Origin of the sequence: Desulfolutivibrio sulfodismutans DSM 3696 (genome assembly GCF_013376455.1) — a bacterium.
In the GTDB taxonomy this organism is placed as follows: domain Bacteria; phylum Desulfobacterota; class Desulfovibrionia; order Desulfovibrionales; family Desulfovibrionaceae; genus Desulfolutivibrio; species Desulfolutivibrio sulfodismutans.
Window position 1 is genome coordinate 3,045,701 of record NZ_CP045504.1, and the last position, 25,884, is coordinate 3,071,584.

Annotated in this window: 29 protein-coding genes; 14 read left to right on the forward strand and 15 right to left on the reverse strand. The window is 63.4% G+C overall.

The window, feature by feature from the left end; genetic code table 11:
* Positions 1–120 precede the first annotated feature (120 nt).
* Entirely contained in the window at positions 121–450 is a 330-nt protein-coding gene (locus GD606_RS13895; protein WP_163301063.1) for a hypothetical protein, read from the reverse strand.
* A gap of 149 nt (positions 451–599) precedes the next feature.
* On the opposite strand from GD606_RS13895, the gene GD606_RS13900 reads away from it, so the two are divergent.
* The 8 genes from GD606_RS13900 to GD606_RS13935 all read left to right on the forward strand — a co-directional run bounded on the left by GD606_RS13900 (position 600) and on the right by GD606_RS13935 (position 5,799).
* Complete coding sequence (locus tag GD606_RS13900; RefSeq protein WP_163301064.1) at positions 600–836, forward strand: hypothetical protein; 237 nt, start codon at positions 600–602, stop codon at positions 834–836.
* A gap of 177 nt (positions 837–1,013) precedes the next feature.
* Positions 1,014–1,253: a hypothetical protein gene (locus GD606_RS13905; RefSeq protein ID WP_163301065.1), complete on the forward strand. Its 240-nt coding sequence runs from the start codon at positions 1,014–1,016 to the stop codon at positions 1,251–1,253.
* Positions 1,250–1,573, forward strand: coding sequence for a 6TM ABC transporter family protein (locus tag GD606_RS13910; RefSeq protein ID WP_163301066.1), 324 nt, complete (start codon positions 1,250–1,252; stop codon positions 1,571–1,573). Before GD606_RS13905 ends, GD606_RS13910 begins: the two co-directional genes overlap by 4 nt.
* Before the next feature lie 119 nt (positions 1,574–1,692).
* The gene (locus GD606_RS13915) at positions 1,693–2,313 is read left to right on the forward strand and encodes a terminase small subunit (protein WP_246298799.1); all 621 of its coding nucleotides are present in this window, start codon (positions 1,693–1,695) and stop codon (positions 2,311–2,313) included.
* A 2-nt stretch (positions 2,314–2,315) separates the two neighbouring features.
* Positions 2,316–3,815 carry a terminase large subunit domain-containing protein gene (locus GD606_RS13920; protein WP_246298801.1) on the forward strand — a complete coding sequence of 500 codons (1,500 nt, stop codon included), beginning with the start codon at positions 2,316–2,318 and terminating at the stop codon, positions 3,813–3,815.
* On the forward strand, positions 3,812–4,135 hold the full coding sequence (locus tag GD606_RS13925; protein ID WP_176629306.1) for a hypothetical protein: 324 nt from the start codon (positions 3,812–3,814) through the stop codon (positions 4,133–4,135). Before GD606_RS13920 ends, GD606_RS13925 begins: the two co-directional genes overlap by 4 nt.
* A gap of 317 nt (positions 4,136–4,452) precedes the next feature.
* Complete coding sequence (locus GD606_RS13930; RefSeq protein ID WP_163301067.1) at positions 4,453–4,926, forward strand: periplasmic heavy metal sensor; 474 nt, start codon at positions 4,453–4,455, stop codon at positions 4,924–4,926.
* 246 nt (positions 4,927–5,172) lie between these two features.
* Complete coding sequence (locus tag GD606_RS13935) at positions 5,173–5,799, forward strand: tetratricopeptide repeat protein (RefSeq protein WP_163301068.1); 627 nt, start codon at positions 5,173–5,175, stop codon at positions 5,797–5,799.
* 235 nt (positions 5,800–6,034) lie between these two features.
* Here the strand turns inward: GD606_RS13935 and GD606_RS13940 are convergent, their stop codons facing one another.
* From GD606_RS13940 to GD606_RS13985, 10 genes are all read right to left on the reverse strand, one after another.
* Complete coding sequence (locus tag GD606_RS13940; protein WP_163301069.1) at positions 6,035–7,693, reverse strand: hypothetical protein; 1,659 nt, start codon at positions 7,691–7,693, stop codon at positions 6,035–6,037.
* Positions 7,677–8,813 carry a hypothetical protein gene (locus tag GD606_RS13945; RefSeq protein WP_163301070.1) on the reverse strand — a complete coding sequence of 379 codons (1,137 nt, stop codon included), beginning with the start codon at positions 8,811–8,813 and terminating at the stop codon, positions 7,677–7,679. Before GD606_RS13945 ends, GD606_RS13940 begins: the two co-directional genes overlap by 17 nt.
* A 25-nt stretch (positions 8,814–8,838) precedes the next feature.
* Complete coding sequence (locus GD606_RS13950) at positions 8,839–9,783, reverse strand: HlyD family secretion protein (RefSeq protein WP_163301071.1); 945 nt, start codon at positions 9,781–9,783, stop codon at positions 8,839–8,841.
* Entirely contained in the window at positions 9,784–11,199 is a 1,416-nt protein-coding gene (locus GD606_RS13955) for a TolC family protein (RefSeq protein ID WP_163301072.1), read from the reverse strand.
* 140 nt (positions 11,200–11,339) lie between these two features.
* Entirely contained in the window at positions 11,340–12,044 is a 705-nt protein-coding gene (locus GD606_RS13960; protein ID WP_163301073.1) for an ABC transporter ATP-binding protein, read from the reverse strand.
* Positions 12,037–13,212: an ABC transporter permease gene (locus GD606_RS13965; RefSeq protein WP_246298803.1), complete on the reverse strand. Its 1,176-nt coding sequence runs from the start codon at positions 13,210–13,212 to the stop codon at positions 12,037–12,039. The genes GD606_RS13960 and GD606_RS13965 overlap by 8 nt, the downstream gene beginning before the upstream one ends.
* Before the next feature lie 135 nt (positions 13,213–13,347).
* Positions 13,348–14,646, reverse strand: a complete 1,299-nt coding sequence (locus GD606_RS13970) for an aminotransferase class I/II-fold pyridoxal phosphate-dependent enzyme (protein ID WP_163301075.1) — start codon at positions 14,644–14,646, stop codon at positions 13,348–13,350.
* A gap of 212 nt (positions 14,647–14,858) precedes the next feature.
* Positions 14,859–15,356: a hypothetical protein gene (locus tag GD606_RS13975; RefSeq protein ID WP_163301076.1), complete on the reverse strand. Its 498-nt coding sequence runs from the start codon at positions 15,354–15,356 to the stop codon at positions 14,859–14,861.
* Positions 15,353–15,811, reverse strand: coding sequence for a hypothetical protein (locus tag GD606_RS13980; RefSeq protein ID WP_163301077.1), 459 nt, complete (start codon positions 15,809–15,811; stop codon positions 15,353–15,355). The genes GD606_RS13975 and GD606_RS13980 overlap by 4 nt, the downstream gene beginning before the upstream one ends.
* Positions 15,812–15,816: 5 nt before the next feature.
* A complete protein-coding gene (locus GD606_RS13985) occupies positions 15,817–17,448 on the reverse strand; it encodes an ArnT family glycosyltransferase (protein WP_163301078.1) in 1,632 nt (543 codons plus the stop codon).
* 270 nt (positions 17,449–17,718) lie between these two features.
* On the opposite strand from GD606_RS13985, the gene GD606_RS13990 reads away from it, so the two are divergent.
* From GD606_RS13990 to GD606_RS14005, 4 genes are all read left to right on the forward strand, one after another.
* Entirely contained in the window at positions 17,719–18,525 is an 807-nt protein-coding gene (locus GD606_RS13990) for a glycosyltransferase family 2 protein (protein WP_163301079.1), read from the forward strand.
* A gap of 292 nt (positions 18,526–18,817) precedes the next feature.
* Positions 18,818–19,255 (forward strand): flagellar export protein FliJ, encoded by a 438-nt coding sequence (fliJ, locus tag GD606_RS13995; protein WP_163301080.1) that lies wholly within the window; start codon positions 18,818–18,820, stop codon positions 19,253–19,255.
* The gene (locus GD606_RS14000) at positions 19,245–19,952 is read left to right on the forward strand and encodes a MotE family protein (protein ID WP_246298805.1); all 708 of its coding nucleotides are present in this window, start codon (positions 19,245–19,247) and stop codon (positions 19,950–19,952) included. Before fliJ ends, GD606_RS14000 begins: the two co-directional genes overlap by 11 nt.
* A 34-nt stretch (positions 19,953–19,986) precedes the next feature.
* Positions 19,987–20,388 (forward strand): secondary thiamine-phosphate synthase enzyme YjbQ, encoded by a 402-nt coding sequence (locus GD606_RS14005; RefSeq protein WP_163301081.1) that lies wholly within the window; start codon positions 19,987–19,989, stop codon positions 20,386–20,388.
* Between the two features lie 241 nt (positions 20,389–20,629).
* Here the strand turns inward: GD606_RS14005 and GD606_RS14010 are convergent, their stop codons facing one another.
* The 4 genes from GD606_RS14010 to GD606_RS14025 form a co-directional block, all read right to left on the reverse strand.
* Entirely contained in the window at positions 20,630–21,580 is a 951-nt protein-coding gene (locus GD606_RS14010; RefSeq protein WP_246298807.1) for a hypothetical protein, read from the reverse strand.
* Positions 21,581–21,737: 157 nt separating this feature from the next.
* Positions 21,738–22,379, reverse strand: coding sequence for a TetR/AcrR family transcriptional regulator (locus GD606_RS14015; RefSeq protein ID WP_163304053.1), 642 nt, complete (start codon positions 22,377–22,379; stop codon positions 21,738–21,740).
* Between the two features lie 165 nt (positions 22,380–22,544).
* Positions 22,545–23,717 (reverse strand): integrase core domain-containing protein, encoded by a 1,173-nt coding sequence (locus GD606_RS14020; RefSeq protein ID WP_163304066.1) that lies wholly within the window; start codon positions 23,715–23,717, stop codon positions 22,545–22,547.
* A gap of 158 nt (positions 23,718–23,875) precedes the next feature.
* The gene (locus GD606_RS14025; RefSeq protein WP_163304038.1) at positions 23,876–24,868 is read right to left on the reverse strand and encodes an NAD(P)H-dependent glycerol-3-phosphate dehydrogenase; all 993 of its coding nucleotides are present in this window, start codon (positions 24,866–24,868) and stop codon (positions 23,876–23,878) included.
* 173 nt (positions 24,869–25,041) lie between these two features.
* Here GD606_RS14025 and ahbB point away from each other — a divergent pair, with 173 nt between their 5' ends.
* A complete protein-coding gene (gene ahbB, locus GD606_RS14030) occupies positions 25,042–25,527 on the forward strand; it encodes a siroheme decarboxylase subunit beta (protein ID WP_163304037.1) in 486 nt (161 codons plus the stop codon).
* Between the two features lie 25 nt (positions 25,528–25,552).
* Positions 25,553–25,876, forward strand: a complete 324-nt coding sequence (locus tag GD606_RS14035) for a HigA family addiction module antitoxin (protein ID WP_163304036.1) — start codon at positions 25,553–25,555, stop codon at positions 25,874–25,876.
* The last annotated feature ends 8 nt before the right edge of the window (positions 25,877–25,884 follow it).

Consider the following 25,884-nt stretch of genomic DNA (forward strand, 5'->3'; position numbering starts at 1 on the left):
GGCAAGACGAACCATATCCCGTGCCTGGCCATGGTCCCCTCCCTTCCGCGCGCGGCGTTCGCCGCGCCGCAGGCAAACACCCATGCCGACGGCAAAAGGCGTTTTTTCCGTGCGGCAAGGCTATTGCGCGTAATTCTGGCGGCAAAACTGGGCGCACAGGTCCGAGGCCTTGGACAGGGTTCCGGCGCAGTTGTTGATGATGTTGGTCGGCTGCAGATGATTTTTGGTGCGGCGGCAGCGGCCCAGGCAGGCGTCGAGGTCCGAGGCCGGGGTGGACAGCACGTTGGCGAAATCGCCGCAGATGGTTGTGGAATCGCAGGAATTGGGGGTGGGAAAGACTTGGCAGAAGTTTTCGAAGTGCGTCAGGGTCATGGGCTGCGCGGTCTTCATTCCAGGGGTACAGGCCGCAAGGGCCAGGACGAGGAGGGTGCAGAAGGCGGCCAGGGGCATGTGGGCTCCTTTGTATTTTTCGATAAGGATTAGTCCATGATTTCGCGGTATATGTAAAGTCTTCCGGCCGCATTGGGCCGTGATGACAGCAAGCGGCTGGTCCCTGTCCGTTGCGCATGGTCTTGTGGGACTCAAGGACGGAGCCAAACATGACCACCCCAGTGCAGATAACGGAACATGGCGTCGGACGCTACGCCGGGTCGGCCACGGCCATGGAGATCGTCTCGGACTCGACCCTCTGCCTCATGCCGCACAGCCTGCCGCGCCACTGCCCGGCCTGCGGCACCGTATTCCACGGCTCGGTCATAAGCCCGGTGGCGACCGGAGCCGGGGCCGCCTGCCCGTATTGTCTTCATTCCCGGACCCTGCCGATTTCCCCGCAGTAGCGTCGTGTCGCCGGAATGAGCGTGGCCGAAGGATGTCGGCAACACATGGAAAAACGCATTTTTCTCAGACACGGTGCGGCGAGCCGTTGCGCCACAACGGTTTCAACGGACCCGGCCGTGGCGGCCATGGTCGCGCCATATCCCGGCATAAGCCCAAACAGCCAAGGAGGAACGCGCATGATGGGACTATTTACCGACGATGCCGGCAACCTGTCGAGCACCCGGGTGTTCACGGCGGTCATCATCGCCGTGGTGCTCTTCAATTGGACCTATGCCACGGTGCGAAGCGGCTCCTGGCAGCCCCTTGATCTGGACGCCACCCTGACCCTGGCCGGGGCGTTGGCCGCCAAGGTCTGCCAGAAGTTCGCGGAGTCCGGGGGCGAAAGCGGGGACCGGACGGACAGCCCGGGGAAATGATGGAGCCGCGTGTCGATTCCGGGCTGTCCGAGGGTGATGCGCGGTTGTACGGCCTTGTCCGGCAGGCCGTGCGCGAGGAGCTCGGCGGGCCGTGCGCCTGCGGGCTGGACCAGGAGAAATGCCGGGAGATCGGGGCCCTGGCGGCCATGGTCCATGAGGCGGGCCTGGAGTCCATCCGGGAGAACCACCGTTTCGTGGCCGAGATGCGGGCCGGGGTGCGCCATGTGAAAATGACCGCCGTCAGCGCCGTGGTCTGCGGCGTGCTTACGGTCATCGGCGCGGGAATCTTTTTATGGCTGAGAAGCATGGGAGGAAAATGAACGTGTTGACCGCAATCAGCGTCGAGGAGATCACAAAACTCAATCCGGAGCTGTCCTTGGCGGATATTCTGGGACTTTTGCAGTGGGTCGGGCCGTCGACCCGGGTACACTAGGCGGCCGTGGGACTTGTACCTTGCATCAGGGACCAGGCGGCCGGGCTCACCGCCCGGCAGGAGCGTTTCGTCCAGGAATACCTTGTGGACTTGAACGCCACCCGGGCCGCAGAACGGGCCGGATACAGCCCCAAGGCCGCCCCGTCCACCGGGGCGCGCCTGAAAAACCAGCCCCGGGTCAAGGCCCGCATCGAGACGGCCATGGCCGAACGCCTCGAGCGCACCAGGATACGGCAGGACCGGGTGGTCATGGAGCTGGCCCGGCTGGCCTTCTCGGACATCTGCGAATTTGCGGACTGGGACGAGGGCGGCGTGCGCATCCGGGACTCGGCGGGCATGGGCCCGGGCCAGTCGGCCTGCATTGCCGAGATCGTGGAGACGCCCGGCAAGGATGGCCGCAAACTGCGCGTGAAACTGCACGGCAAGACCCGGGCCCTTGAGGTGTTGTGCCGCCACCTGGGACTTTTCGAGAAGGTTCCGCGTCAGGCGGAAGGGGCGGTGATCCGGGTGGTCACCCGCATTCCCGAGCCGGATTGGGACGGAGGGGAACCGCCCGGGGCGGGGGCTCCTCCCCGCGATCCCGGCTTCGCCCCGTCTGGTGCGGTCCCCCTCCGGGAGGATGCGTAGGGATGTCCCGTCGTATGAGCGGCGACGCCAGGCGCGGCCTGCCGGAGGCGGACGCGGCCCGGATCGTGGAGGCTGAGGTGGATTACCGGCCCCAGCCCAAGCAGGCCCTTCTGCACCGGGTGCGGGCCAACGAGATTTTGTTTGGCGGCGCGGCAGGGCCGGGCAAGAGCCATGCCCTGCGGTTCGAGGGGCTGGCCTGGTGTCTGCGCATTGCCGGGCTCCAGGCCTACCTGTTTCGGCGCACCACGCCGGAACTTGAAAAAAACCATATCCTTCCCTCCATGGCGCAGTTCCCCGGCACGCTCGGGCGGTACGTCTCCGCCCGGCGGGCCTGGGAATTTCGCAACGGATCGCGCCTTTTTTTCTGTTCCTGCCAATCGGACCGGGACGTCTTCCGCTACCAGGGGACGGAGATCCATCTGCTTATGGTGGATGAACTCACCGCCCTGACGGAATTCCAATACGACTACCTGCGCGGCCGGGTGCGTTGCTCCCTGTCCATCCCGGAACGCTACCGTTGCCGCATCCCGGGGGTGGTGTGCGCCTCCAACCCCGGCGGCGTGGGGCACGGCTTCGTCAAGTCCCGCTGGGTGGACTTCGCCCCGCCGTATGTCCCCAGGCGGGCCCCGAAAGACCAGGGCGGCATGATGCGCTGCCACATCCCGGCCAGGCTTTCGGACAACGCCATCCTGGTCCGGCGCGACCCGGACTACGTCCACCGCCTGGACGCCCTGCCCGAGCCCCTGCGCAGCGCCTACAAGGACGGCCGCTGGGACGTTTTTTTCGGCCAGGCCTTCGCCTTTTCCCGCTCCCTGCATGTGGTCGCGCCGCGCCCGGTGCCGGACGAGGCCCCGCTGTACATGAGCTTCGACTGGGGCTACGGCGCGCCGTTTTCCGTGGGCTGGTGGTGGGTGGACGCCGACGGCAGGCTCTATCGCTTCGCCGAATGGTACGGCTTCACCGGAACTCCGGGCCAGGGGCTGCGCATGACCGACCCCCTCATCGCCCAGGGCATCCGCGACCGCGAACACCGCCTGGGCGTCGCCGCCCGCACGATCATCCGCCTGGCCGGGCCGGACTGTTTCGCCAAAAAGCCCGATTACCGGGGCGGCGGCCAGGGCCCCAGCACGGCTGAGGAGTTCGCCCGGCACGGGGTGTTTTTGGCCCCCGGCGATCCCTCGCGCAGGCTCAAGATCCGGCAGTTTCACGAACGCCTGCGGCCGCGCGGCGACATGCCCCCCATGCTCCAGGTCTACGACACCTGCGAACAGTTCCTGCGCACCATCCCGCTGTTGGTGGCCGACCGGCACAACGTGGAGGACATCGACACCACCGGCGAGGACCACATCTACGACGAGGCCTGCCACGTCTGCATGGCCCGGCCCCTGGCCCTGTGCGCGGCACGGCCCGAGACCGAATCCGGACGCATCATCGAAACCCTCCTGGCCCCGGCAGGCGATGGCCGGGAGGACAATCCCCCCGAGGACGCGGAGGAGCCATGAACCCCTCGAGCCTTTCCCTGCCGGACGTGTTGGTCCTTTTCGGGTGTTTCACGGTTACGGCCCTGGTCTTTTTGCTCATGGGCTGGCGGTTTGGCCGGGAAAGCGCCGGACGGGCCATGTTCGAGCATGCGCTCCCGGCCTCTCCCGGCGAGGCCGCGGTCGCCGATGAGGCCGATCCCTGGGACGCGGCCATGCACGGCTGCCCGGCCCTGGAGCCTGCCGCAGCCGATGCCTGCCCGGGCAACGCCATGCCCTTTTTCGCATCTCGGGGCCATTCGGCCCAGGTTGGCGACCAGGACGGCCGCCCAACTGGTGGATAATTTGTATACGACGGCAGGACAGTTGCGGCGGACAGGCCGGAATCATGTCCGTGTGTCTGGTTTATCTTTTAAAAACAGATGGTTGCCTCAAGCCATGCTGTATATTTTTTATACTTTGGCCGGTGTTTTTCGCATGTTTTTATGCACAAAGAGGGGGCCGGGTAAAACTTCGGAATTTGATAATATGCTAAAATGAAAGAACAAATATGTGTGGCATGGTCCATGCTTAATAAGGGGCATGGCGACGCCGCAGGCCACGGAGGTTTTCCACTCTACGCCGTGTCCCGGGTCGCCCCAATCCCCAGGAGGATCGTTCCATGAACGCACGCATTTTCAAGATGGCCCTTATGACGGCACTGCTTGTGTTGGCCGCGTCCCTTCCGGCCATGGCCAGAGGTCACGGCGGGCCTGGAGGCCCTGGCGGACCCGGGGGCTGCCCCGGGGTCATGGACCAGCTTACCCCTGAACAGCAGGCCGCCTACCAGAAGCTCGTCCAGGAGCATGTGGCCAAGATCGCACCCATCCGGGCCGCGCTCCAGGTCAAAAAGGCCGAGCTTAATGTCGCGACCCTCGATCCCAAGGCCGACCAGGCCAAGATCGCCGGACTGGCCAAGGAGATCGGGACGATCAAGGGACAGATGGCCGAGGAAGGCGCAACCTTCCGGGTCAAGCTGATCAAGGAATTCGGTCCGCTGGCCATGGGCGGCTGCGGTGGTCCCGGCATGGGTGGCGGTCGTGGCCCCGGCATGGGGCGCGGACCCGGAAACGGACCCGGCTGCGGCGGAATGTAGCGTCATTCGACACCATGGGCCGGGTTTGTGCTCGCTCCCGGCCCTGATACGCAACCCCCCCGGGGAAGACCCCGGGTTCGGATCACATACAACCTCTCACCTCCTCAAGTGAAAAACCCCCTCCTCATCCTGTGTGCCGACGGCGGAAGCTCTTCCGCCGTCGGCCATTTTTTGTCCCCCCGCCAGCGTGGCCTTTCGCGCAGCCTGCGGCTATACTGACGCGCAACATCCACTCCCGGAGGAGACATGGCCCGTAAAAAGAAATCGTCCGCCCCCCGCCTGGACCCCGTGGTCGCAGGCATCTTCCTTTTGGCTGCCATGGCCGTGGGCTTCTACCTGGGCACCCTGTACCAGGGCTCCCGGCAGGCGACCGCCCCCTCTCCCTCCGCCGCCGCCCCCCAGGCCGCCGCGAATCAGAAACCCGACTTGGACCCGCGCATCGCCGCCGCCGAGGCCAAGACCAAGACCGACTCCAAAAATCCCGAGGCCTGGAGCGACCTGGGCAACCTCTACTTCGACGCCGACCAGCCCGCCAAGGCCGTGGCCGCCTACGAAAAATCTCTGGAACTCAAGCCCGGCAACCCCGACGTGCTCACGGACATGGGGGTCATGTATCGCCACCTGAACCTGCCGCTTCGCGCCGTGGAGAGCTTCGACGCCGCCCTGGCCAAAAATCCGGTCCACGTCATCGCCGTCTTCAACAAGGCCATTGTCTTGTTGCACGACCTGGGCAAGCCCGATGAGGCCTTAAAGACCCTGCAGGCCCTCAAGGCCAAAAAGCCCGACGCCATCCTCCCCGGCGGCCGGAAGATCGATGACCTTATCCAGGAATTCGGCGGCGCGCCCAAAACCATGCCCGCCTTCAACCGCTAATGTCGCGTCCCGTGGAAAAAACGCCTGTATTTTAGAAGAATACGCATTTCAGATGGGTTGTGATGAAGTCCGGCCAAGCGGATTTCGTAGACACGAAGCCAGGGAGCGCGTGAATCGTGCCGCGCGCGGCGGGGATGAAGGTTCGAGCCGCCATCCCCGCTGCTTATGCGTGTGTATGGAGATCGCCCCTTTCGTGGACACGGCCCGGGGCCGTGGAGCGTCAGCCTGGGGCGGGTCAGAACCCGGCGGCTGGCGCGGAGCGAAGGGGAATGAGGCGCACGCCCTCGCTGACCTGGATGCCGGGAAAGGCCTCGCGGTCGAGCAGGATAAATCCCCGGCGGCGTGACGTCGCGCTGGCTGCCAAGTCCCGGATGGTCTGGTCGAAAGGCGCGAAAAACGGCTGTCCGGCCAGGAATTCCCGGCTGAAGTCGGCCTCGTTGGCGATGAGATAGTCCACGCCGTATTTGTTCGCAAAATCCCGCACCGTCTGCGCGTCCGAGGCGTAATAGGCCGTGAACAGGTCGTCCAGGCGCGGTTCATACTGTCGCCAATAGCCGGTCATCCAGGGGTGGGCCAGTTCGAAGGAGGCCTGGACGTTGCGTCGGCCAAAGGTCAGCACGTTGTCCATGAGCTCGGGATGTCCGGCAAAGACGGCGTCCGTGGGGGTCTGGCGCACGGCGGCGTACAGGGCGGCCTGGTCGCCGTAGTCGTAGAGTCCGGCATCCGTCAGCCGGAAGGCCCCAAGCCCCACGGACAGGGCCAGGAGACCGGCCGTGGCCCATCGCCTGGACAGGACAGGGGCCAGGGCGGCGTGAAAAAAGAAGGCCAGGGCCAGGGCATAGAGCATGTTCAGGGAATAGCTCACGTAGCGATCCGGGACGAAAAGCCGCAGGGCCAGGAGGCGCGCCGCCAGATAGAGGACAAGCGAGCCCAGAAGCAGGCTGATCACCGGCTGGCGGCACAGGTCCAGGGGGGTGTAGTCCGCCCGTCTGGCCCCGACGACCACCACGGCGGCGATGGCCGCAAGACTGAGGATGCCCGGAAAAAGGCCGATGTCCAGAAAAAGGCCGATGCCTTCGAAGGGAGTGTAGATCAGGTCGAAAAAGGGGTTCGGCAGGGGGTACAGGTCCAGGCGTCCGGCGGCGGAAAAGGCCGGATTGCCCGTCATGTCGGCCACCGAGGCCAGGGGGCCGAAGCCGGTGGCCTCCAGACCGTGGTTCATGGCGTAGACCGTCCCGGCGCAGGCGGCGATGACCAGGAAATCCGGCAGACGGCCCGGAAAGGGCGGCCGAGGGAGACGGCGCAGGCGTGAGACGGCATACGCCAGCAGGCAGGAACCCGTGGACAGCACGCACATGTAGGGGATGGTCGCGGCCTGGGCGATGAGGCCAAAGGCCATGCCCACGCGGCTTTTGCGCAGCCAGGCCAGAAGGAACAGGGCCAAAAGAGGGGCGGCGAAGGAGCGGGAAAGGCCGCCGGAGATGTTTTTCAGGAAAAAGGGCAGCAGCCAGACCGAGGCCGCGCAGAAATAGCCCAGGCTTCTGCCGCCTACGGTCCGGCCGATGCCGAAAAAGGCCAGGGCCGTGGCGCAATACAGGATGCCGGTGACCAACTTTGAGAAGAAAAGGGGGTTCGCAATGGGTGATGCTGCAGCATACAGGGCCTTCACGCCGACCGGGACATAGGCGGCGGCGAAATCGTTGAGCAGGCTTGCCGGGTAGAGCGCCGCGTCCTGGTAGCGCTGCATCCAGTAGATCTGCTGCCGGGCGTCGTCGTTGATGACGAAGGGGCTGGCCAGCCCGTGGCGGTGGGCCACGGCGAACACCAGGGCGGAGAGCAGGAACACCAGGGCCGCGTCCGTGAGGGACGCTGTCCGTTCAGATGTCCCGGTCATAGAGGCGGAAGGTCTTGTAGCGTTTGCCGCCATAGGCCAGAAGGGTCTTGTTCCACTGCACCAGAGATTCAGGGATGAGAGAACAGTCGCAGTAGTCCATCTGCGGGTGGTTTTCCAGGAAGTTGATGATGATCTGGAGGATGATGGCATGGTGTAGGCGACGCCACTGGTGGGTTTTTTTGACCCCCATGATGATGGCCCGGCAGTATTCCAGGGGCAGCACCCGGCAGTCGAAGAAAAGATTGAGCATGTTTTGCGTCCCCAGGCGGCCGTCGAAGCCGTGCAGGGAGCGGTTGACGTCCGGGGCCACCACGCTAAAGGCCACGATTTCGTCGTTTTCCAGGATCACGTTTAGGAGGTCGCGGCGCATGATGGGCTCGAGCTGCACGAAGATGTCTGCGAACTGGCGCTCGGTAAAGGGCACATGCCCCCAGTTTTTGCCCCAGATGTCGTTAAAGAGCTCGCGCACCTCCGCCGCCCGGCGCACGAATTCATGCCGGGGGGGATGGGTGATGCGGCACCCGGCCTTGGCCAGGATGCTGTCGCGGCGCTGTTTCATGGCCGAAAGATCGAACTGGCTCTCGTCAATCTTGTAGGCATACCAGTCGAAGGTCTTGTGAAAACCGAAATTCAGGATGAGATCCTCGTAATACCGGGGATTGTGGGTGTGCATCATGGACGGCATCTCGTCGAAACCTTCCACCAGAAGTCCCACCTCATCATAGATGGCGAAACTCAACGGGCCGTGCAGCCGGGTCTTGCCCTGGGCCCGCAGCCAGGCGCTGGCGGCGCGAAAGAGCGCATTGGCCGTCTCCTGGTTATCTTCGCATTCAAAGAACCCGAAAAAACCCGTGCGCGGATCGTGCAGGGCCTCGTAGGCGCTGTTGATGTGGGCGCTTATGCGGCCAACCACGGCGTCGCCGCGCCGGGCCAGATAGTATTCGGCCCGGCCGACCTCGAAAAACGGCCCCCGGGTGCGGTCCAGGAAGGTTTTCTGGTGTTCGATGATCGGCGGAACCCACAGGGGGTCGTTGGCGTAGATGGTCCAGGGGAAGCGGATAAAAGCGTCAAGATCCGCCTCCGACGAAACAGGCGAAATGCGGCAGGCGGTATGGGACATGCGGTCTCCGGCGTGGGCGGGGTTGTTATTTGCTCGGGACCACCGTGACCTGGCCCTTGAGGCCCTCGCGCAAGGAATGGTCGGGGTTGGGGATGGTCAGTTCGATCTCGTAATAGGACGGCTGCTGCAGATTGGCCGGAAGCGGCGTCCAGGGGATGCGGCTGACCGTGGCGGCGAATTCGCGGCCGGGGATGGCGTCGAAGACCACGGTGGCGGCGTCGCCCTCGACGATCTTGCTGACCTCGATTTCATGCACCTGGGCCCGGATGATCATGGGGTCGAGGGAACCGACCTGGAAGACGGAGGTTTCGCGGTCCAGGTGCGCTCCATTGCGGGCCTCGGAGTTGATCCACAGGACGTAGCCGTCCAGGGGGGAACGCAGGAACCCCACCTTGGGCACGTTTCCGGCCCCGGCGTCGCGCCCGAAACGCTCCTTGGCCAGGATAAGCCGGTCGGAATAGACGTCGCGGGCCAGATTGAGCTGTTCCTGAATGGAGGTCTTTTCCTTGCGCGCCGCCTCGATCTCCTTTTCATTCTGGGAGATGCTCTGCTGGGAGGCCATGTTGCGCTTGGTCATGACCTCAAGCTCACGGTGCTTGGCCGTGAGCTTGTCCAGGTCCACCTCCACCTGGGCCAGGCGGTATTCGAGCTCCTTGATGGTCGTGGCGCTGAGCTTGTTTTTTTCATCCATGTAGACTTCCTGGCGCAGTTCGTAACGGGCCAGTTCCTGGTCTTTTTTGACCTGTTGGCCGATCTGGACGCCGATGTTCTGGATGAAGGCCGGAAAGGGCAGGGGGACGTTGAACTTGATCGGGGTGTACAACTTGCCCGTGAACTGGACCTCCGCCGGGCGCAGCACGCCAGTGGGGGGGGCTTCCTTGGCCGTGGGCTGGCCGGGCGCGGACCAGGACGTCGCGGCAGCCCCGAGCAGGATGGCGGACAGGGCAAAGGCCAGTGCGGCGATGCGCATTTACATGTTCTCCTGTACGGAGGTGTTGATGTACGCCTTCTGGAGGTGGCCGGACAAGAAGCGCAGGTCGAGAAGGGCCTGGCTCTTGGAAAGCTCCTTAAGCAGCACCTCCTGCTTGGCGGCGAGGTATTCGTCCATGGCCGCGACGATGGAGTCGAATTCGGTCTGGCCGGTCTCGAAACGGAACTGGGTCTGCTGCAGCTTGAGCTGGGCCAGGTCGCGGCGGGCCACGGCGTAGCGAACGTCGGCATCGGCGGTGGCCAGGCTGGCCATGGTCCGCTGGAACTCGCTGACCAGCTTGAATTCCTTGGCCCGGGCCTCGGATTCGATCTGCCCCAGCTTTTTGTACTGGCGGTTGACGTCGCGGCTTTTGGTCCACCAATCCAGAGGCAGGGTGGCGGTCACGTAGGGATACAGGGGCAGCCCGGTCTGGCTGGCTGTATCGCTTAGGGCGTCCACGGACTGGAAGCCGAAATTAAACGTGGGGATGAATTTGATATAGGAGACGGTGATGTTTTTGCGTTGCAGCGCCTTGTTGTATTCCTGGATCTTGAGCTCGTAGGCGTTCTCCCGCAGCACCTCGCCGGTGACCGAATAGGGGTCGAAACCGGCCACCACCTGCGACCGGGCGTTTCCCAGGTCGAGATCGACTTTTTGGATAAAGGGCACGCCCAGGATGAATTTCAGGTCGTCCATGACCATGAGTTTGGTGTTGCGCAGCTTGTCGGCCTCGGCCTTGACCAGGGTGATCTTGGATTCGGCGATGCGCACGTCGAGGTCCGTGCCCTGCCCGAGGGAGGAGCGGGTCTGGGCGTATTCCAGGAGCTGGTCGGCCATCTCCGACTTTTCTTTGACGATGGCCGTCTGTTCTTCCATCATGCCGAGCTGGAGAAAATTATACCCGACGCGCTTGAGCCCCTCCGAGATGATCTGCAAATGGCTCAGCACCGCAATGTTGATCATGTCCTTGCGGGCCTGGACCTCGAAGATGGTCATGACCGGGTTCCAGATGCCCGTGGAGAAACTTAACGTGTAGGGCTCTTTACGGCCGGATGAGGAGGGACGGTTGAAATAGTATGTGGTGTTGATGCTCAGCGTGGGGATGTAATTCGAATAGGCGTCGCCCAGGTCGAGCCGCTTGGTCTCGATATCGATGGAACTTTTTACCAGAAGCGGGGACTGGGCCAGGGCCACACGGACGCACTCGTCGAAATTGGCCGGCGAACGCAAGGGGGTCGCCGCCTCGGTGATGTTGGTTTTCCGGGCCGCTTCGTCCGTGCCGGTTTTGGCAGGAGCGGCGGGTTGGGCCGGGGTGGCCGGTTTGGTTTTGTCCTTGGTGTAGCGTCCGGCTGGGTCGGCGGCCTGGGCCGACTCCGGCTGAAAGGCCGCCAGGGCGGACACGAGCGCAAGGAGCAAACAGACCGCGCCCAAACGAAAAACGCCTTTTCGACTCAAGCGCAGGCACGCTTGACCGAAACGGCGGGCAGGCCTGCCGGGCAACGTGCTGCCCGGGAAAATCGAAACATCAAAGCCTCCCATCCCCATCCCCCCTGGAGTTAACCGTTCAGAACACCGTCCGTCAGCACACAGGTTCTGTTGCAATGCTCGGCGGTGGTGGTGTCGTGCGTGACCACAACCATGGCCATGTTCGAGCCTGCCGTGATCTTATTAAAATAATCCAATACGCGCAGGCTGTTTTCACGGTCAAGCTGGCCGGTGGGCTCATCGGCCAGGATGAACTCGGGCTCGTTGACCAGGGACCGGGCAATGGACACGCGTTGCCGTTCGCCGCCAGACAGCCGGTTGGACGGCTGATGGATGCGATGTTCGAGGTTGACCCTGGAAAGGGCGTCGCGGATCCGGTCCGGGCGCTCCCTGCGCTTTACCCCGGCATAGACCAACGGCAGTTCCAGGTTTTCATATACCGTCGAATTTTCCAGCAAATCGCAGCTTTGAAAGACAAATCCCATCATCTCTCGACGAAAGATGGCCTGTTCGTCCCGGGGCAGGGACAGCACGTCCCGGCCCGAAACCAGGTAGGTGCCTGTCGTCGGCGGCAAAAACAGCCCCAAAACAAACAACAGCGTGGACTTTCCCGAACCCGAGGGGCCCATGACCGCCACCATCTCGCCGCGCCGCACATGCAGATTGACGCTTTTGAGAACCCGGATCGTCTCGTCGCCGTTTTTATAATCTTTGGTGAGATCCGAAATTTCAATGACCAGGTCGCCCTGGCTTCCGTTTCTGGTGGCGCTATTCATACCGCATGGCTTCCACGACCTGCATCCGGCTGGCCCGAATGGAGGGATACATCCCCGCCCCCACGCCGATGACCAGGGCGAACGTCAGCCCGGCCAGTAGGCAGACCATGAACAGACCTTCCGGAGGACGCGACCCGAGCATGTGGCTCATGTATTCCACGCCCAACCGTCCCAGGCCGATTCCCAGAATGGACGCCGTCATGGTAACGCAAAGGGATTCGAAAAGGAACTGGAAAAAGATGTCGTTATCCAGGGCGCCCATGGCCTTTTTCAGTCCGATCTCCCTGGTCCGGCTGACCACGGCGGCCATCATGATGTTCCAGATGCCAAGCCCTCCCAGAATCAGCGTGGCCACGATGGATGAATAAATGAAAAGCGAAACCCACCAAAAAATGCGCTGCACCTGTTTGAGCGGCTCCCAGGCCACGTTGACCCGCAGTCCCTTGGTCGTCTGGTTGGCCTCCACCACGTTTTTTACGGCGGCGGCCACCGGGGCCACATCGTCCCATGTGGCGCATCGCATATACACGCTGTAGGGGTGGGAGATGTCCACCACCCGGGCCCGGGCCGTGGTGATGGGCAAAAAGATGAACTGCCCCCGGTCTCCGGCCCGCACGCCGCCGAGCACGCCCACCACCCGGTACAGATTGTCGTCGATGGCCAGGATCTGCCCCAGGGCCTCCTGGTCGCCGCCGAAGATGGTTCGGGCCAGGAGCGTCCCCACCACGCACACCCGGGCGCCCTCGGCTACGTCGGCGGCGTCGAAAAGACGTCCGGCGGCGGCGTTGAAGGAGAACACCCGCCAGTAGGAGGCGTCCACGCCCACCAGGTTGAATCCGAAGATGCGATCTTGGAAGGTGGTGATGGCCCGGGGTTTGGTCAGGACGCCGGTGACGTCCAGCACCCCGGGGATTTTGGCCAGGGAGGCCAGGGTGCGGTCGCGGAACCATTCCAGGCGTTCCACGCCGTCCTGCTCGAAATAGGGATTGATGATGGTGGCCCCGCCGAGCATGTCCAGGTCGTTGTTGAAATTGGTTTTGAGGTCGCGCCCCATGGTCACGATGGTGATGAATCCCGCCGTGCCCAGGGCGATGGCCGCAATAACCCCGATATAGCGCCGCCTTTTGCGCAACACCTCACGGATGCTGACCCGCATGATGTCGCGCATACGCAACCACGTCGTTCCCCGCCGGGAACGGTGGGCCAGATAAGCGGCCAGACGAGAGTTTTTTTTCGCCATGGACTGCTCAGATGGCTGCGGGCGCTCCGGTGAGCATCGCGCCCGCCGTGTCCTTGACCGCCATCACAGGTATGAAAGCTTGGCCCGACCGGCGCCGTCGGCCGTGGCGTCGGGCGTCATGTTGGGTTGGGCTGCGCGTATCTCGTCCTCCTCCACATCCTGGGCCCGGATGCGGAACTGTCTGGCCAGGCGGTCGAGCACTTCGAGCACGAAATCCATCTGTCGGTCCTCGTGGGTGCTCATATAGGCCGTGCGGATCAGCGCCTGCCCCCGGGGAACCGCCGGATAGATGGCCGGGAGGGCGAAGACGCCATTTTCGAACAGGGCCTGGGAGAACTGGAAGGCCTTTTCGTCGGAGCCGATGATGATGGGGATGATCGGCGAGGCCGACTGGCCTATGCGCAGCCCGATGGCCTTATAGCCTTCGCGCATGCGGTTCGTGACCTGATGCAGGCGGGTCACCCGTTCGGGCTCCTTCTCCAAAATGTCCAGGCAGGTCAGCACCGCCGTGGTGTTGGCCGCAGGCAGGGCCGCCGAAAAGATCTGGGTGCGCGACTGGTAGCGCAGGTAACGCAGGACGCCCTCGTCGTCAGCGGCGATGAATCCGCCGATGGAGGCCATGGCCTTGCTGAAGGTGCCCATGATGAAATCGGTACGCGCGGCGGCGTCGAAATGCAGCGCCGTGCCCCGGCCGCCGGGCCCCAGGACGCCCAGGCCGTGGGCGTCGTCGAGATAGATGATGATGTCCGGGAATTCATCCTTGAGCGCGGCCAGTTCGCCGAAGGCGGCCACGTCGCCGGACATGCTGAACACGCCCTCGGTGATCAGGAAGACGTCCCCGTCCGGGCGGGCCCGTTTGGCCTCGGCGATCTTTTTGGCCGCATTTTGCACGTCATTGTGGGCAAAGGTGGATATCCTGGCCCGGGTGGATTTTATGCCCTCGAAGATGCTGGCGTGGCCTTCCCGGTCGCACAAAACCGTGTCCGCCGGGGTGATGAGGCAGCCAAGCGCCCCCAGGTTGGTGCTGAAACCGGTCACATGCACCACCGCGCCCTTTTTGCCCACAAAGGCGGCAAGGCGCTCTTCCAAAAGCTGGTGCAAGACCATGTTGCCGCTTAAGAAACGGGAGCCCCCGGGGCCGGTCCCCCAGGCGTAGACGGCCTTGGCCGAGGCGTCCATGACCCGGGGGTCGTGGCTTAAGCCCAAATAATCATTGGAGCCGATCATCACCAGACGCTTCCCGGCCACTTCCACTTCAGACCCCCAGGTCTTGGCGGTGGGCCGGAAATAGGGGTTGATGCCCTGACTGGCGATCTCGGCATGCAGCGCGTTAAAATGCTCGCAACGTTTGCTTAGTCTCATGGCGTTCCGGTATGCCCCGGCGAGATGGTTTTGGATGATCCGTCGTGTCCGTCGGGGCTTTCGCGGGGAGGGACGGATCTCCGCGCCTGGGGCGGGTATCTGTGCAAAGGCGTATCGCGCCTACGAACACCGCGCGATCATGATGAAGCTCGCTTCCTTACGTCAAACAGCGCGTCAAGGCAAGCCCGGCGGGCCACGCCGCGAACCCGGCGCTATTCGGAAAGAGGATGGAGCACCTCGCGGACATTGCGCTCAAGCTGGTGCATAAGCCGGTCAATGGCCATCCTGGCCCGCCCCCACTGGGAGGGAAGGGTGCGGGTGTAGAAATATTCGTCGTCCGGCGTGGCCAACACCAGGGAATAATTCCGCAGCCACTGGCCGCGCTTGCGGCTCCACTCCAGATAGATCCAGGCGAACTCCGTGCCGCCGTCGGCGGCCCGGCACCGGGCCGACCCCCAGACGTAGGCCTCGCTGCCGCGCTGCACCTGGCGGTATTTGAGGAAGTCGAAGTCCTCGAAAACCAGTCCCTCGGCATGGGCCAGGCCTTTGGCCGCGAAGACGGCCGCCTCGCGGTACTGGTCTTTGGAAAAGCCTTCCAGCTTCCAGGCCGGGAAATACCAGGCCCCGAACCAGATCAGAAGCCCGGCCGCAAGCGCCGCCAGACAGGCCAGCCCGGCCGCCGACAGGCCGATGCCCCGGCGCAGGCTCATGGCGCGGCTCCCGTGACCAGGGATCCTTCTCCGGGCGCGGGCAGGCTCACCCCGAGCTCCATGCGCCAGCCCTGGCGTTCAAGGGCCAGCATCCGGTCGAGCCGCTCTCTGGCCATGACCGCGTAGTCGGCGTCCCGCTCCCGGACGGCCAGCCGCCGGTTCACGGCCCGGCGCAGGGACTCCTCGTTGATCATGGCCGGGTCCGGGGTGCGGCCCTGGCTTAAGAGTTCCTCCAGCCGGACCCGCACGGCCTTGGCCGAGGCGTCGTTGAAATCCAGGTGGCGCTCCTTCATGATCAGGGAATTTTCCGCGTCGTTGACCATGCCGCTAAAGAACCGTTCGGGCGTGACGTGGCTGGCGAATTCCGGGGTGCGCCCCAGGCCCTTCCATACGGTCAGGACCAGGGCCGCAAAGACCAGGACTTTCAGGGCGCGTTCAAAGGTGAAACCGGTCATGGCGGTCACCCCCCGGCCTTTTTGCGGTAGATGGTCAGGGGCAGCCGGGGCGGCTCCATGGGGATGAAGGCGTGGTAATAGGGATCGGCCCGGTTGCCGAAGTCCTCGTCGGGCCAGGGCAGTTCCAGGCGTTCGTAGTCGCGCTCGAGGTCCAGGGTATGCACGAAGGCCCGAGCCGGGAAGAGCAGACGGTCCCGGTTGACCCGCACGGAGCGGCGGATGAGCACCCACTCGGGCTTCTCTTCCGGGGCGGGCGGTCCCTGAAGCCCCCCGAGCACCCGCAGTCCGGTATAGAATTGCAGGGGCAGGTCGCCATATTCGGCCAGGATGGTGTCGCCTGGCCGGGCGTGTTCCTTGAAAAAGGCGATGATGTTGGCGTTGACGTCGGGATAGCCGGAAAAAAGCTCGGTGAGGTAGAGCTTGAGCGGAAAATTGGGAGACGTCAGCATCCGGAAATCGTTTTGCCAGGGACGGTTGATGAGCTTGGTGCGCTCCAGGGGGTACAGATGCAGCCAGTTGGTCAGGGCGATCAACAACAAAAACACCAGCCCCGACGGCCTGGACCAGCGCCACAGCCGCATCCCGGCCCAGGCCAGAAGGATGGCGCACAGGGGATAGAGATGCACGATGTAGCGGTGGAAGCGCTGGGGCACCAGGGCCAGAAGCAAAAGGCTCATGACCGTCAGCAGGGCGCAAAAAAGGACAAAGCGTTCGGCCGGGTCCGTGGGGCGCTCAAGAAAGACGAAAAACCGCCGCCACCTCCAGGCCAGGACCGCCAGCACCGGCAGGGGGATCATGAACATGATCAGGTCGGCGAAATAGATCATGAGGTTTTCAGGCACGAGGATGATGTCGAACATGCCGCTTTGCGAGCCCAGGCGGTACATGAAAAGCCCGGGGATCACCATGGCCATGGTCGCGATCATGAGCAGGGCCAGCCGTTTGATGTCCAGGCGCTCATGATACAAAAGGATGGCGCAGGCCAGGGCGCTCGGGACGAAGCTCAGAAAAAGCAGGTAGTTGGCGTGAAAGAGGAGCCCCATGGACAGGGCCATGCCCAAAAGCGGGCCGTTTTTATGCCGCCAGTCGCTGAAAAAGGCGTAGATGGCCGCCAGGGTCAAAAGGGTGCCCATGCTGTAGTAGCGGCCCTGGCGGCAGAACAGGAGAAACGGCACGGTCAGGGTCAACAGTCCGGCGGACAGGGCGGCCCAGGCCGGATTGCGGAAAAAACGCAGGACGAGCAGGTACGTCGCGGCCACGCTCAAAAGCCCGGCCAGGGCGAAGAAAAACCGGTCTCCGGCCGCGTTTTCCCCAAAACAGGCGATGCCCGCCGCCGACATATAGATCTGTATCCACGGCGACCACCGCCAGACATGGCCGTCGTCGGGGTTGTATTCCCGGGCCTCTTCCTGGGAGATGAGGTTTTTGCCGTCAAAGGCCCGGGGCACGCCGTCCGTGAGCACGGTCTGGGCCAGACGGGAGGTCTCGGCCTCGTCCTGCCACAGGGGACGCTGCCCCAGCTCGTAGAAGATGAGAAAGGCCGCCACGGCCAGGATGCACAGGGGGAGCGGACGCACAAGTCCCCACAGGGCGCTTTGGGTGTCGGAAACGGGGATGGCGTATCGGGGTGTTTTCATGAAAATCCTGGCGCGCCGTGTGCGCGAAGCGCCGCATAATACGATTTGGCGGCAAAGACAACCAAGGGTCTTGAAAAGCGGCAGGCCCCGGCCCGGGCCGGTCCGGGCCGCAGGCGCGGCCGGGACAGTCGGGGCGGGGGGGTTGACAGGTCCGTGTTTTTTGGGATTAGTTCCCCATTTCACCGCGTCGCGCCGCATCGCAGCGCGGCCGGTTTCAATATCGCCCGGCCCATCCTACGCCGAGAATACGACCTCCCCGGAGAAAATCCCATGCTCAACGGAAAAAAAGTGGTGGTGGTCATGCCCGCCTACAACGCGGCCGCCACCCTGGAACGCACCTGCTCCGAAGTCCCCAGGGACATTGTGGACGAGATCCTTTTGGTGGACGACTGCAGCCGCGACAACACCGTCGAAGAGGCCCGGACCCTTGGCCTGCGCTGCTTCTGCCACGAAAAAAACTGGGGCTACGGCCGCAACCAGAAGACCTGCTACAGCGAGGCCTTAAAGCTCGGGGCCGACGTGGTCATCATGGTCCACCCCGACTACCAGTACACCCCGAAGATCATCCCGGCCATGGCCAACCTGGTGGCCAGCGGCGAGTACGACGCCTGCATCGCCTCGCGCATCCTGGGCGGCACGGCGCTTCAGGGCGGCATGCCCCTGTATAAATACGTGGCCAACCGGTTCCTGACTCTGGCCCAGAACATCATGATCAACGCCAAGCTCTCGGAATACCACACCGGATACCGGGCCTTCTCCCGGGAGGTGCTGGAGACCCTGCCCCTGTGGGAGAACTCCGACGACTTCGTCTTCGACAACCAGATGCTGGCTCAGACCGTCTACTTCGGGTTCCGCATCGGCGAGGTGTCGTGTCCCACCAAGTATTTCGAGGAGGCCTCCTCCATCAATTTCCGGCGCAGCGTGACCTACGGCCTGGGCGTGCTCAAGACCTCCATGGAATTCCGGCTCCAGAAATGGGGGCTGGCCAAATATCCCTACTTCGACAAAAAGGGCCGTGGGCTTTTGAGCCCCACCCCGCCCTATTATACGGACAAGTCCCCGGAAGTCGTGCAATAGCGGCCCCATCCCGCCCTCCGGCGCTGTCCGGAGGGCGGACGGCCCACGGGCGGCGGTATGCACCGGGCGTGTCCGCCGGTCTCCCGACCCGTGCCGGGATGCCATCATCGGCAGGCCCGGCCTCTTCTTTTTTGCCGCGCCCGCCCTGGGGCGTGACGCGGCTCTCCCTCCACAACCCCCGGGCCATGCCCCGGCGGTGTCGGCCCGGCGCTTTCGGTCGACGGCTGGACCAATTCTTGCTTCATGCCTCCCGAAGTCGTACCTCCACGACAGACAACCCGCAGGATGGACCATGTTCCGTTTCAGTCTCCAAAAGGTTCTGGACTACCGGGCCCAGCTCGAAGAGCAGGCCAAGATGGAACTGGCCAAGGCCCTGCATATCCAGTTGATCAGGGAAAAGGCCGTGCGCGACCTGCATGAGGTGATCGCCGTCCACGCCGCGGCCCTGGAAGGGAAAACCGACGTCACCCCGGCCGATTTGTGGTTGTGGCGGGTGTACAAGGAACGGCTGGAGATGGACATCCGCATGGCCGAGGAGGATCTGCGGCAGGCCGCCGCAGAGGTGGCCCGGCGCAGGGAGACGGTGGTGGCGCGATCCACGGAGCGCAAGCTTTTAGACAAACTCAAGTCCAATCAGGCCATACGCCACGCCCGTGAAGAAAGCCTCAAGGAGCAGAAGCAAAATGACGAAATGGCAGTCGTCAGACATGGAGCCGGACATGGAGCTTAGGCGGACCCAAGACCCGGACGGGCGGCTTCGCCGTCCCGCAGGCACACGTCCCAAGGGACTTCCCAGGCTTTCCAAGGTGCTGGCGGCCTTGACCATGCTTGCCGCCATCAAGCTGGGGGTGCTTCTTTTCATGGGCATCGACGCGCTGGTTCCGGATTCGGCCAGCCGCGAGGACGGGCATATGGTGGTGGCCTCGGTCATGGCCGTGCCCCGGGCCATGGCCCAGACCCAGAAGGCCCCGGAAACGCCCAAGGCGGCCCCGGCCGAGGCCCCGGCCCCGTCCGGCCCTCCGGGGGTTCTGGATTGGCAGGAGCTTGGCAAACGCAAGGACGATCTCGACCGCCGGGAACAGGCCATCGCCGACATGGAGGCCAAGCTTGACCAGCGGGTCAAGGAACTGGCGGCCCTGGAGGCCAGCCTCAAGACCATGCTCGACCAGGCCCAACAGACCAAGGACGAGAAACTCAAGCACCTCATCGACGTGTATACCAATATGAAGCCCAAGCAGGCCGCCGAGGTTCTGGAGAGCCTGGACGACCGCATCGCCGTCAAGATTTTGGCCGGGATGAAGGGGCGACAGGCCGGAGAGATCCTGACCGGGGTTTCAGCCAAGAAGGCGGCCAGCCTTTCCGAACAGCTCACGCGCCTGCAACTGCCCATGGATGTGCCCACTCCGGGTACCCCGAACGGACAGTAGGGGCGAAGACACGCTGACAGCGCGGGAAGAAACCATGGAAATCCTGAACATCCGCACCGGAAAACGCCTGGAGATGATCCCGGTCACCCGGCGACTCCAGGAGCTGGCGACCTCCCTGGGATGCGCCGACGGCATCCTGGTGGTGCATTGCCCCCATACCACCGCCTGCCTGACCATCAACGAAAACGCCGACCCCGATGTCGTCACGGACATGCTGGCGGCGCTTTCCTCCCTGGTCCCGCACAGCGGTCCCTATCGCCACGCCGAGGGCAACAGCGACGCCCACATCAAAACAACGCTGGTGGGACCGTCCCTGTCGCTCATCGTCAGCGGCGGCAAGCTTCAACTCGGTACCTGGCAGGGCGTGTATTTTTGTGAATTCGACGGTCCCCGCTCCCGGCGTCTTTGGGCCCAGTGGGTGGGGACGACGGCGTAAGGCGCGCGGGAGCCCGGCGGGGGGCTCTGCCCCCCACCCCCTCCGGCAGGGGGCTCTGCCCCCTGCGCCCCCGGCAGGGGGGCTCTGCCCCCCGCACCCCCCGGCAGGGGGGTAACCCCCCTGCACCCCGTATCGTGCGGCCCGCCGACCGGTGCTTTGCACCGGGCGGCGGGCCGCAACGTTTCGTGTCCACGGGTTTGGACCCTGTCTGGGCGGTGAACGCGGAGGGGAAGGGGGCGGATCAGAACTCGTAGCGCAGACGCAGGCCACCGCCCGGCGCGCCGCCCACGTCGAGACGCTTGATGCGCGAGCCGCTCCCCCGGTAGATGGACATGGTTCCGGGCAGGGAATAGAGGGCCCCCAGGCTCACGGACAGTCCGTCCAGGGGCCGCAGGTCAAGCCACAGGCCGCCCTGGGGCGACAGCATGGACACGTAGCCGTCCGGGGCCACGGGATTGTCGCTTGCGAGACCGTAAAATCCGGCGTCCAGGCTTCCGGTCAGGCGTAGCGACCACCACTGGCCGCCGCGCCAAGTGATCTCCGTGCGGGGAAAGCCCAGGTCGGCCGCAAACGCCCCCCCGGCGTCGTAACGGAACCCGAGCATGGCTGCGGGCTGGATCTCCACTTTGTTTATGGACGCGCCGCCGCCAAGGGTCATGGTCCAACTGCCGCCCAGGGGGAAGGCCAGGCCCGCCAACGCCGTGCCCTCGTATCCCCGGCCGGGGTCGCGCTCGAAGCCCAGGCTTCCCCTGAGTCCCGCAACCCCGGTGACGTTTCCCCACAAATCCCCCCTGACGGTGACCCCGGCCTCCAGCCGGTGCAGATGCTCAAAGGGCCTGCGCCCGGCGAAAGGCAGGTTCGCGGTCTTGGTGAACTGGTAGTGGCTGCCCACGTATCCCGCGTCGAAGCCGAAATGTTTTGTATCGTACGACGCCTTGAACTCGTCGCGCCAGACGGCCATGCCCGCGCCCGAGACATCGGCCGGGGCCATGGCGCTTCCTGCGGCCTCCAGGCCCAGGCCGGACGAGGCCGCGTCGCGTTCATCCCGCCTGCGCATGGCCGACAGGGCAGCTTCCTCTTCGCCCACAGGGCCCTGGGCGGCCATGGACTCTCCCACGACAACCAGAATCAACGTCACAGCCAATAGCCCCAGACCAACGATCCATGACCATGCGTCTTGCGAAATGCTCATGAACGTCGGTTCCTTGCACTGATGCTTCCCGCGCGGCATATCCGTACTCCTTTGGGTTGTTTCCCATCCGTTCCCGGCCTGGATCGGTCTCCCGGCTGGATGGGCGATGCGCTGTCCCTGATAAGTCACCAGTCGGTGACTTTGCCTCGAAAAAAAATTACGGGGCGGCCGCCACGCTGCGGATGATTTTTTCCAGCATGGCCTCCAGGCGCTCCCAGGTGGCTGGGTCGTCAAGCGGCAGGCCGACGAATGTTTTTTCCGTCCGGGAGCGGACGGCCAAATGATTGATGGCCGCGCCCAGGAAGGCGTACAGGGCCGACATGTCCAGGGAGGGCGGCACGTCGCCACTTTCCACAAGCCGCATCAGCCGGTTCCCGCCGACTTCCCTGGCAGAGTCCAGGGCGTCGGTGAGTTCGTTTTGCTCCATGAACCGCCAGGCCAGGATTTCCAGGGTGAGCGGGCGGCGCAGCAGGCGTCTCAGGTAGTTGCGCGAGACGAGCACCAGGCGTTCGGCAAAGGGCAGGGCGGCCAGGGCGGCAACATCGCCACCAGCCAAATCCTCGACATCGGGCCAGAAGTCGCCGCTGTGGGCGAAGGCCGCCACAAGGCCGGGCAGTCCGCCGAAGTAGCGGTAGATGAGCACCTTGTCGACGCCCGCCTCCCGGGCCACGACATTGACCTTGACCGACCGGAACCCCTGCCGGGCCAACACCCGGCCGACCGCATCCACTAGAAGGCGCATGGTGGCCTCGCGGTCCCTGGGGCGCTCGGCCTGGCTGTTCCGTTTTGCGCTGTCCATGCGGGGATGTTTGTCACCAATCAGTGACTTCGTCAAGCACGATGTGTCCCTGCTCTGAAAGTCGCCCCTGGCCGAAGATTCCGCCACACCCGAAAACGGGGGTCCGGGGGGATGTGCAACCGGGAACATCGCTGACACTTTGGACCGGGTACATCCCTGACACTTTTACCCGATCAAGCGCCTCACCGGGACCACATGTTTCGGCTCTTCGGAGATCAATCCCCCGATGAGAATATCCCCGGCGTACACCAGCCATCTACCGTCATAATTCTGGATCAGCCCGATTCGATTTCTCCCGTAGGCCTCCCCGATAAATACCTGGCCGCCTTTCCAGTTGAACATCCCATCGCTACGAACAAAGCGACTTTCGAAGTATGGCGGATAGCTGAACTGTGGAGCCTCACGGGGAAAAGAACGCAAAGACCGACGATATATCGAACTTGGCGTCTTCTGCCCTAACGCCTCATGTGGGCGCTCATAATTGAACCGGTGCCGCCAACTATCAAACTTCTTTTGCTGTTCTGAAAGACTATCCTGTGGCGGCATTGTTGACTCAAGCTTCAACGTTTTATGCATTCGCTCGTGGCTACCGTTTTGCTCCGGCTTCCCTGGCTCTATGAAATCAACGATGATGCCTAATTGAATCCACCAAACACTAAGTTGTGTAAATCCACCTATCCCGCTGGAGCCGAAAGGCGTCCCGTTGTCCACTCGGATTGCCTGAGGCAACCCATAGTCACAAAATACGTTTTCCATGGCCGATTTTGTATTTTCGAGTGTCTGGCGAGCATATCCCTTGCATGCCAGAACATACCTACTGTGCATGTCTGTTATCGTTAGTGGATAGCATATACTCCTGTCGCCAAGTCGGAACCATCCTTTATAATCAATAGCCCAGACGTCATTCGTATCTTGAGGAGACAACAAATCATACCGTCGCAAACGTCCAGCAGACTTGCGCCGAATTTTTCTCGATTCTGATATAAACCCATGACGCTTTAATATTGCGCCAATTGTGCTTGGTGCTGGAGGATCACAAATTCCGTATTTATCAAATAGAAGTTGTGATAGCTTTTTCGGGCCCCAATACGGATACGTCTCACGAAGCAATAATATTTTCTCAATGATCGCATCAGACGTTTTGTGGGGGCAGTTTCTCGGGGCACGGCTAAACTCCTCGACGCTGCCTCGATCTTGAAAACGCCGGACCCATTTATACCCCGTCTCACGGCTGATCCCGAACCGCTGGCAGATTTCAGAAAACGGTTCGCTTCTGCGCGCTGCCTCAACGATGAACCGAGCTCGTTCTTCCATGGTCTCGACCTTTTTCCAGGGCATCGGAGCTTCCTCCTCTGCCAAAGGTGTCAACCATGTACCCGGTCTATTCTGTCAACCATGTACCCGGTTCGTACCGGAATGATTCCCCCCGGGCGGGGTACGGGGCGGCAGCCCCGATGGCTGTGCGGCGGGGTGGCAGCCCCGATTGCCGTGCGGTACTATTCGTCTTTGAGCGTACGGGTCATGAGGGCGTGGACGGCGGCGGCGGGTTCCTGGTTGCGGTACAGGACGGCATGAACCTGCTCGGTGATGGGCAGCTCCACGCCGAGTTTTTGTCCCAGGGCGTGGACGGCCTCGGTGGTTTTCACGCCCTCGGCCACCATTTTCATTTCGCCCAGGATGTCCAAAAGCTTTTGGCCCTTGGCCAGTCGCATACCCACCTGCCGGTTGCGGCTTAAGTCCCCGGTGCAGGTCAGGACCAGGTCGCCCAGGCCGGACAGGCCCATGAAGGTTTCGGTATCCGCGCCCATGGCCTTGCCCAGGCGGCTCATTTCGTGGAGGCCCCGGGTGATGAGGGCGGAGCGGGCGTTGCTGCCGAACCCCAGGCCGTCGGCCACGCCCGAGGCGATGGCGATGATGTTTTTGATGGCCCCGCCCAGTTCCACGCCGCGCACGTCGGGGTTGGTGTAGACCCGAAAGGCCGGGGAGGACAGGGCTTCCTGGACCTCTTTGCCGGTCTTTTTGTGGGCGCAGCCCAGGGCCACGGCGGTGGGGATGCCGTTTATGACCTCGAAGGCGAAGGACGGCCCGGACAGCATGGCGAAGCGGGGCTTGAGCGCGCCCAGGACATCCTCGCAGACGTCGGACATGGGCATGAGCGTGTCGAGTTCGATGCCCTTGCTGGCGCAGATGATGGCCGGGTTCTTGGGCAGATATTTGAGGAACCGGGTGTAGGCCTGGCGGATGAACTGGCAGGGCACGGCGAACAGGAAGTGCCGGACCCCGTCGGCCACATGGGCCGGATCGGTGCTGACGTCGAGGTTTGGGGCAAGGGGGCGGCCGGGCAGATACCAGGTGTTTTCGTGCAGGGTGCGGATCTCGTGCATCACCTTCTGCTCGCGCACCCAAAGCCGCGTCTCAAGGCCTTTTTTGGCCAGCATGTCGGCCAGGGTGGTGCCCCAGCTGCCTCCGCCGATGACCGCGATCTTCATGACTCTCCTCCGGATGATGCCGGGCGCGCCGCCTTGCGGGACGCTCCCCGGACCAGTTTTCGCCCCGGCATCGTCGTGACGCGAGGGTCAGGGCTGGTCAGGTTGCGTCTAGCACATGAAGGCGATAAGGACAAAGCCTTTGATGACGGGCCACAGGGAGGGGCGGACCACGTATGCCGAAAGAGACGAAACCCGTATTCAGCGAAACGGAGCGGCGCATCCTGCGCATGGCCCAGGCGGACCTGCCGGACTCGGCCACGCCCTATGCGGACATGGCTGCGGCCGCCGGGGCGACCGAGGCCGAGGTGCTTGATCTGCTGGCGCGTCTGAAGGAGAGCGGGGCCATCCGGCGTTTCGGGGCCACGCTTCGGCACCAGAAGGCCGGGTACGGGGCCAACGCCATGGTGGCCTGGTATGTGGATGACGACGACATGGCCCGGGTGGGGAAATACATGTCCTCGCGCCGGGAGATCAGTCATTGCTACCACCGCATCAACTGCCTGGACTGGCCGTACAACCTCTACACCATGGTGCATGCGGGAAGCCCAGAGGAGTGTCGGCGCATCGTGGAGGAGCTGGTCCGGGAGTCGGGCGTCGACGACTACGCCATGCTTTTGAGCAGAAAAGAGCTGAAGAAGACGTCTATGGAATATTTTTAATGCATTTCGGGTAGTGAGAACCGCTATGACTACCAGCACAATCCTTCCCTTGCATCCCGGCGAGGTGTTGCACGAAGAATTTCTCGCTCCCATGGGCTTGTCTCAGAATCGCCTGGGCCTGGACATCGGCGTCTCTCCCCGGCGCATCAACGAAATCATCCTGCGCAAACGCCGCATCACCGCGGACACGGCCTTGCGGCTGGCGCGGTATTTCGGAAACTCTCCCCAGTTCTGGCTCGGGCTGCAAATGGACTACGATCTTGATGTGGAGGCTGATCGCCTGAAAGACCGCCTGGAGCGGGAGGTCAGGATATACACCCCTCCAGTTGCACCGGCCCACGCCGGATAATCCCCAAA

Bases quoted from the DNA above. Each gene is read 5' to 3' on its own strand.
- GD606_RS13940 (WP_163301069.1), bottom strand. From the start codon at position 7,693: ATGACCGGGACATCTGAACGGACAGCGTCCCTCACGGACGCGGCCCTG.
- GD606_RS13965 (WP_246298803.1), bottom strand. From the start codon at position 13,212: ATGCGCGACATCATGCGGGTCAGCATCCGTGAGGTGTTGCGCAAAAGG.
- GD606_RS13910 (WP_163301066.1), top strand. From the start codon at position 1,250: ATGATGGAGCCGCGTGTCGATTCCGGGCTGTCCGAGGGTGATGCGCGG.
- GD606_RS13925 (WP_176629306.1), top strand. From the start codon at position 3,812: ATGAACCCCTCGAGCCTTTCCCTGCCGGACGTGTTGGTCCTTTTCGGG.
- GD606_RS14010 (WP_246298807.1), bottom strand. From the start codon at position 21,580: ATGAGCATTTCGCAAGACGCATGGTCATGGATCGTTGGTCTGGGGCTA.
- GD606_RS13990 (WP_163301079.1), top strand. From the start codon at position 17,719: ATGCTCAACGGAAAAAAAGTGGTGGTGGTCATGCCCGCCTACAACGCG.
- GD606_RS13975 (WP_163301076.1), bottom strand. From the start codon at position 15,356: ATGAGCCTGCGCCGGGGCATCGGCCTGTCGGCGGCCGGGCTGGCCTGT.
- GD606_RS13895 (WP_163301063.1), bottom strand. From the start codon at position 450: ATGCCCCTGGCCGCCTTCTGCACCCTCCTCGTCCTGGCCCTTGCGGCC.
- GD606_RS14020 (WP_163304066.1), bottom strand. From the start codon at position 23,717: ATGCCCTGGAAAAAGGTCGAGACCATGGAAGAACGAGCTCGGTTCATC.
- GD606_RS14025 (WP_163304038.1), bottom strand. From the start codon at position 24,868: ATGAAGATCGCGGTCATCGGCGGAGGCAGCTGGGGCACCACCCTGGCC.
- GD606_RS13970 (WP_163301075.1), bottom strand. From the start codon at position 14,646: ATGAGACTAAGCAAACGTTGCGAGCATTTTAACGCGCTGCATGCCGAG.
- GD606_RS13985 (WP_163301078.1), bottom strand. From the start codon at position 17,448: ATGAAAACACCCCGATACGCCATCCCCGTTTCCGACACCCAAAGCGCC.
- GD606_RS13900 (WP_163301064.1), top strand. From the start codon at position 600: ATGACCACCCCAGTGCAGATAACGGAACATGGCGTCGGACGCTACGCC.
- fliJ (WP_163301080.1), top strand. From the start codon at position 18,818: ATGTTCCGTTTCAGTCTCCAAAAGGTTCTGGACTACCGGGCCCAGCTC.
- GD606_RS13945 (WP_163301070.1), bottom strand. From the start codon at position 8,813: ATGTCCCATACCGCCTGCCGCATTTCGCCTGTTTCGTCGGAGGCGGAT.
- GD606_RS14005 (WP_163301081.1), top strand. From the start codon at position 19,987: ATGGAAATCCTGAACATCCGCACCGGAAAACGCCTGGAGATGATCCCG.
- GD606_RS14015 (WP_163304053.1), bottom strand. From the start codon at position 22,379: ATGGACAGCGCAAAACGGAACAGCCAGGCCGAGCGCCCCAGGGACCGC.
- GD606_RS13930 (WP_163301067.1), top strand. From the start codon at position 4,453: ATGAACGCACGCATTTTCAAGATGGCCCTTATGACGGCACTGCTTGTG.
- GD606_RS13920 (WP_246298801.1), top strand. From the start codon at position 2,316: ATGTCCCGTCGTATGAGCGGCGACGCCAGGCGCGGCCTGCCGGAGGCG.
- GD606_RS14000 (WP_246298805.1), top strand. From the start codon at position 19,245: ATGGAGCTTAGGCGGACCCAAGACCCGGACGGGCGGCTTCGCCGTCCC.
- GD606_RS13950 (WP_163301071.1), bottom strand. From the start codon at position 9,783: ATGCGCATCGCCGCACTGGCCTTTGCCCTGTCCGCCATCCTGCTCGGG.
- GD606_RS13905 (WP_163301065.1), top strand. From the start codon at position 1,014: ATGATGGGACTATTTACCGACGATGCCGGCAACCTGTCGAGCACCCGG.
- GD606_RS14035 (WP_163304036.1), top strand. From the start codon at position 25,553: ATGACTACCAGCACAATCCTTCCCTTGCATCCCGGCGAGGTGTTGCAC.
- ahbB (WP_163304037.1), top strand. From the start codon at position 25,042: ATGCCGAAAGAGACGAAACCCGTATTCAGCGAAACGGAGCGGCGCATC.
- GD606_RS13980 (WP_163301077.1), bottom strand. From the start codon at position 15,811: ATGACCGGTTTCACCTTTGAACGCGCCCTGAAAGTCCTGGTCTTTGCG.
- GD606_RS13960 (WP_163301073.1), bottom strand. From the start codon at position 12,044: ATGAATAGCGCCACCAGAAACGGAAGCCAGGGCGACCTGGTCATTGAA.
- GD606_RS13935 (WP_163301068.1), top strand. From the start codon at position 5,173: ATGGCCCGTAAAAAGAAATCGTCCGCCCCCCGCCTGGACCCCGTGGTC.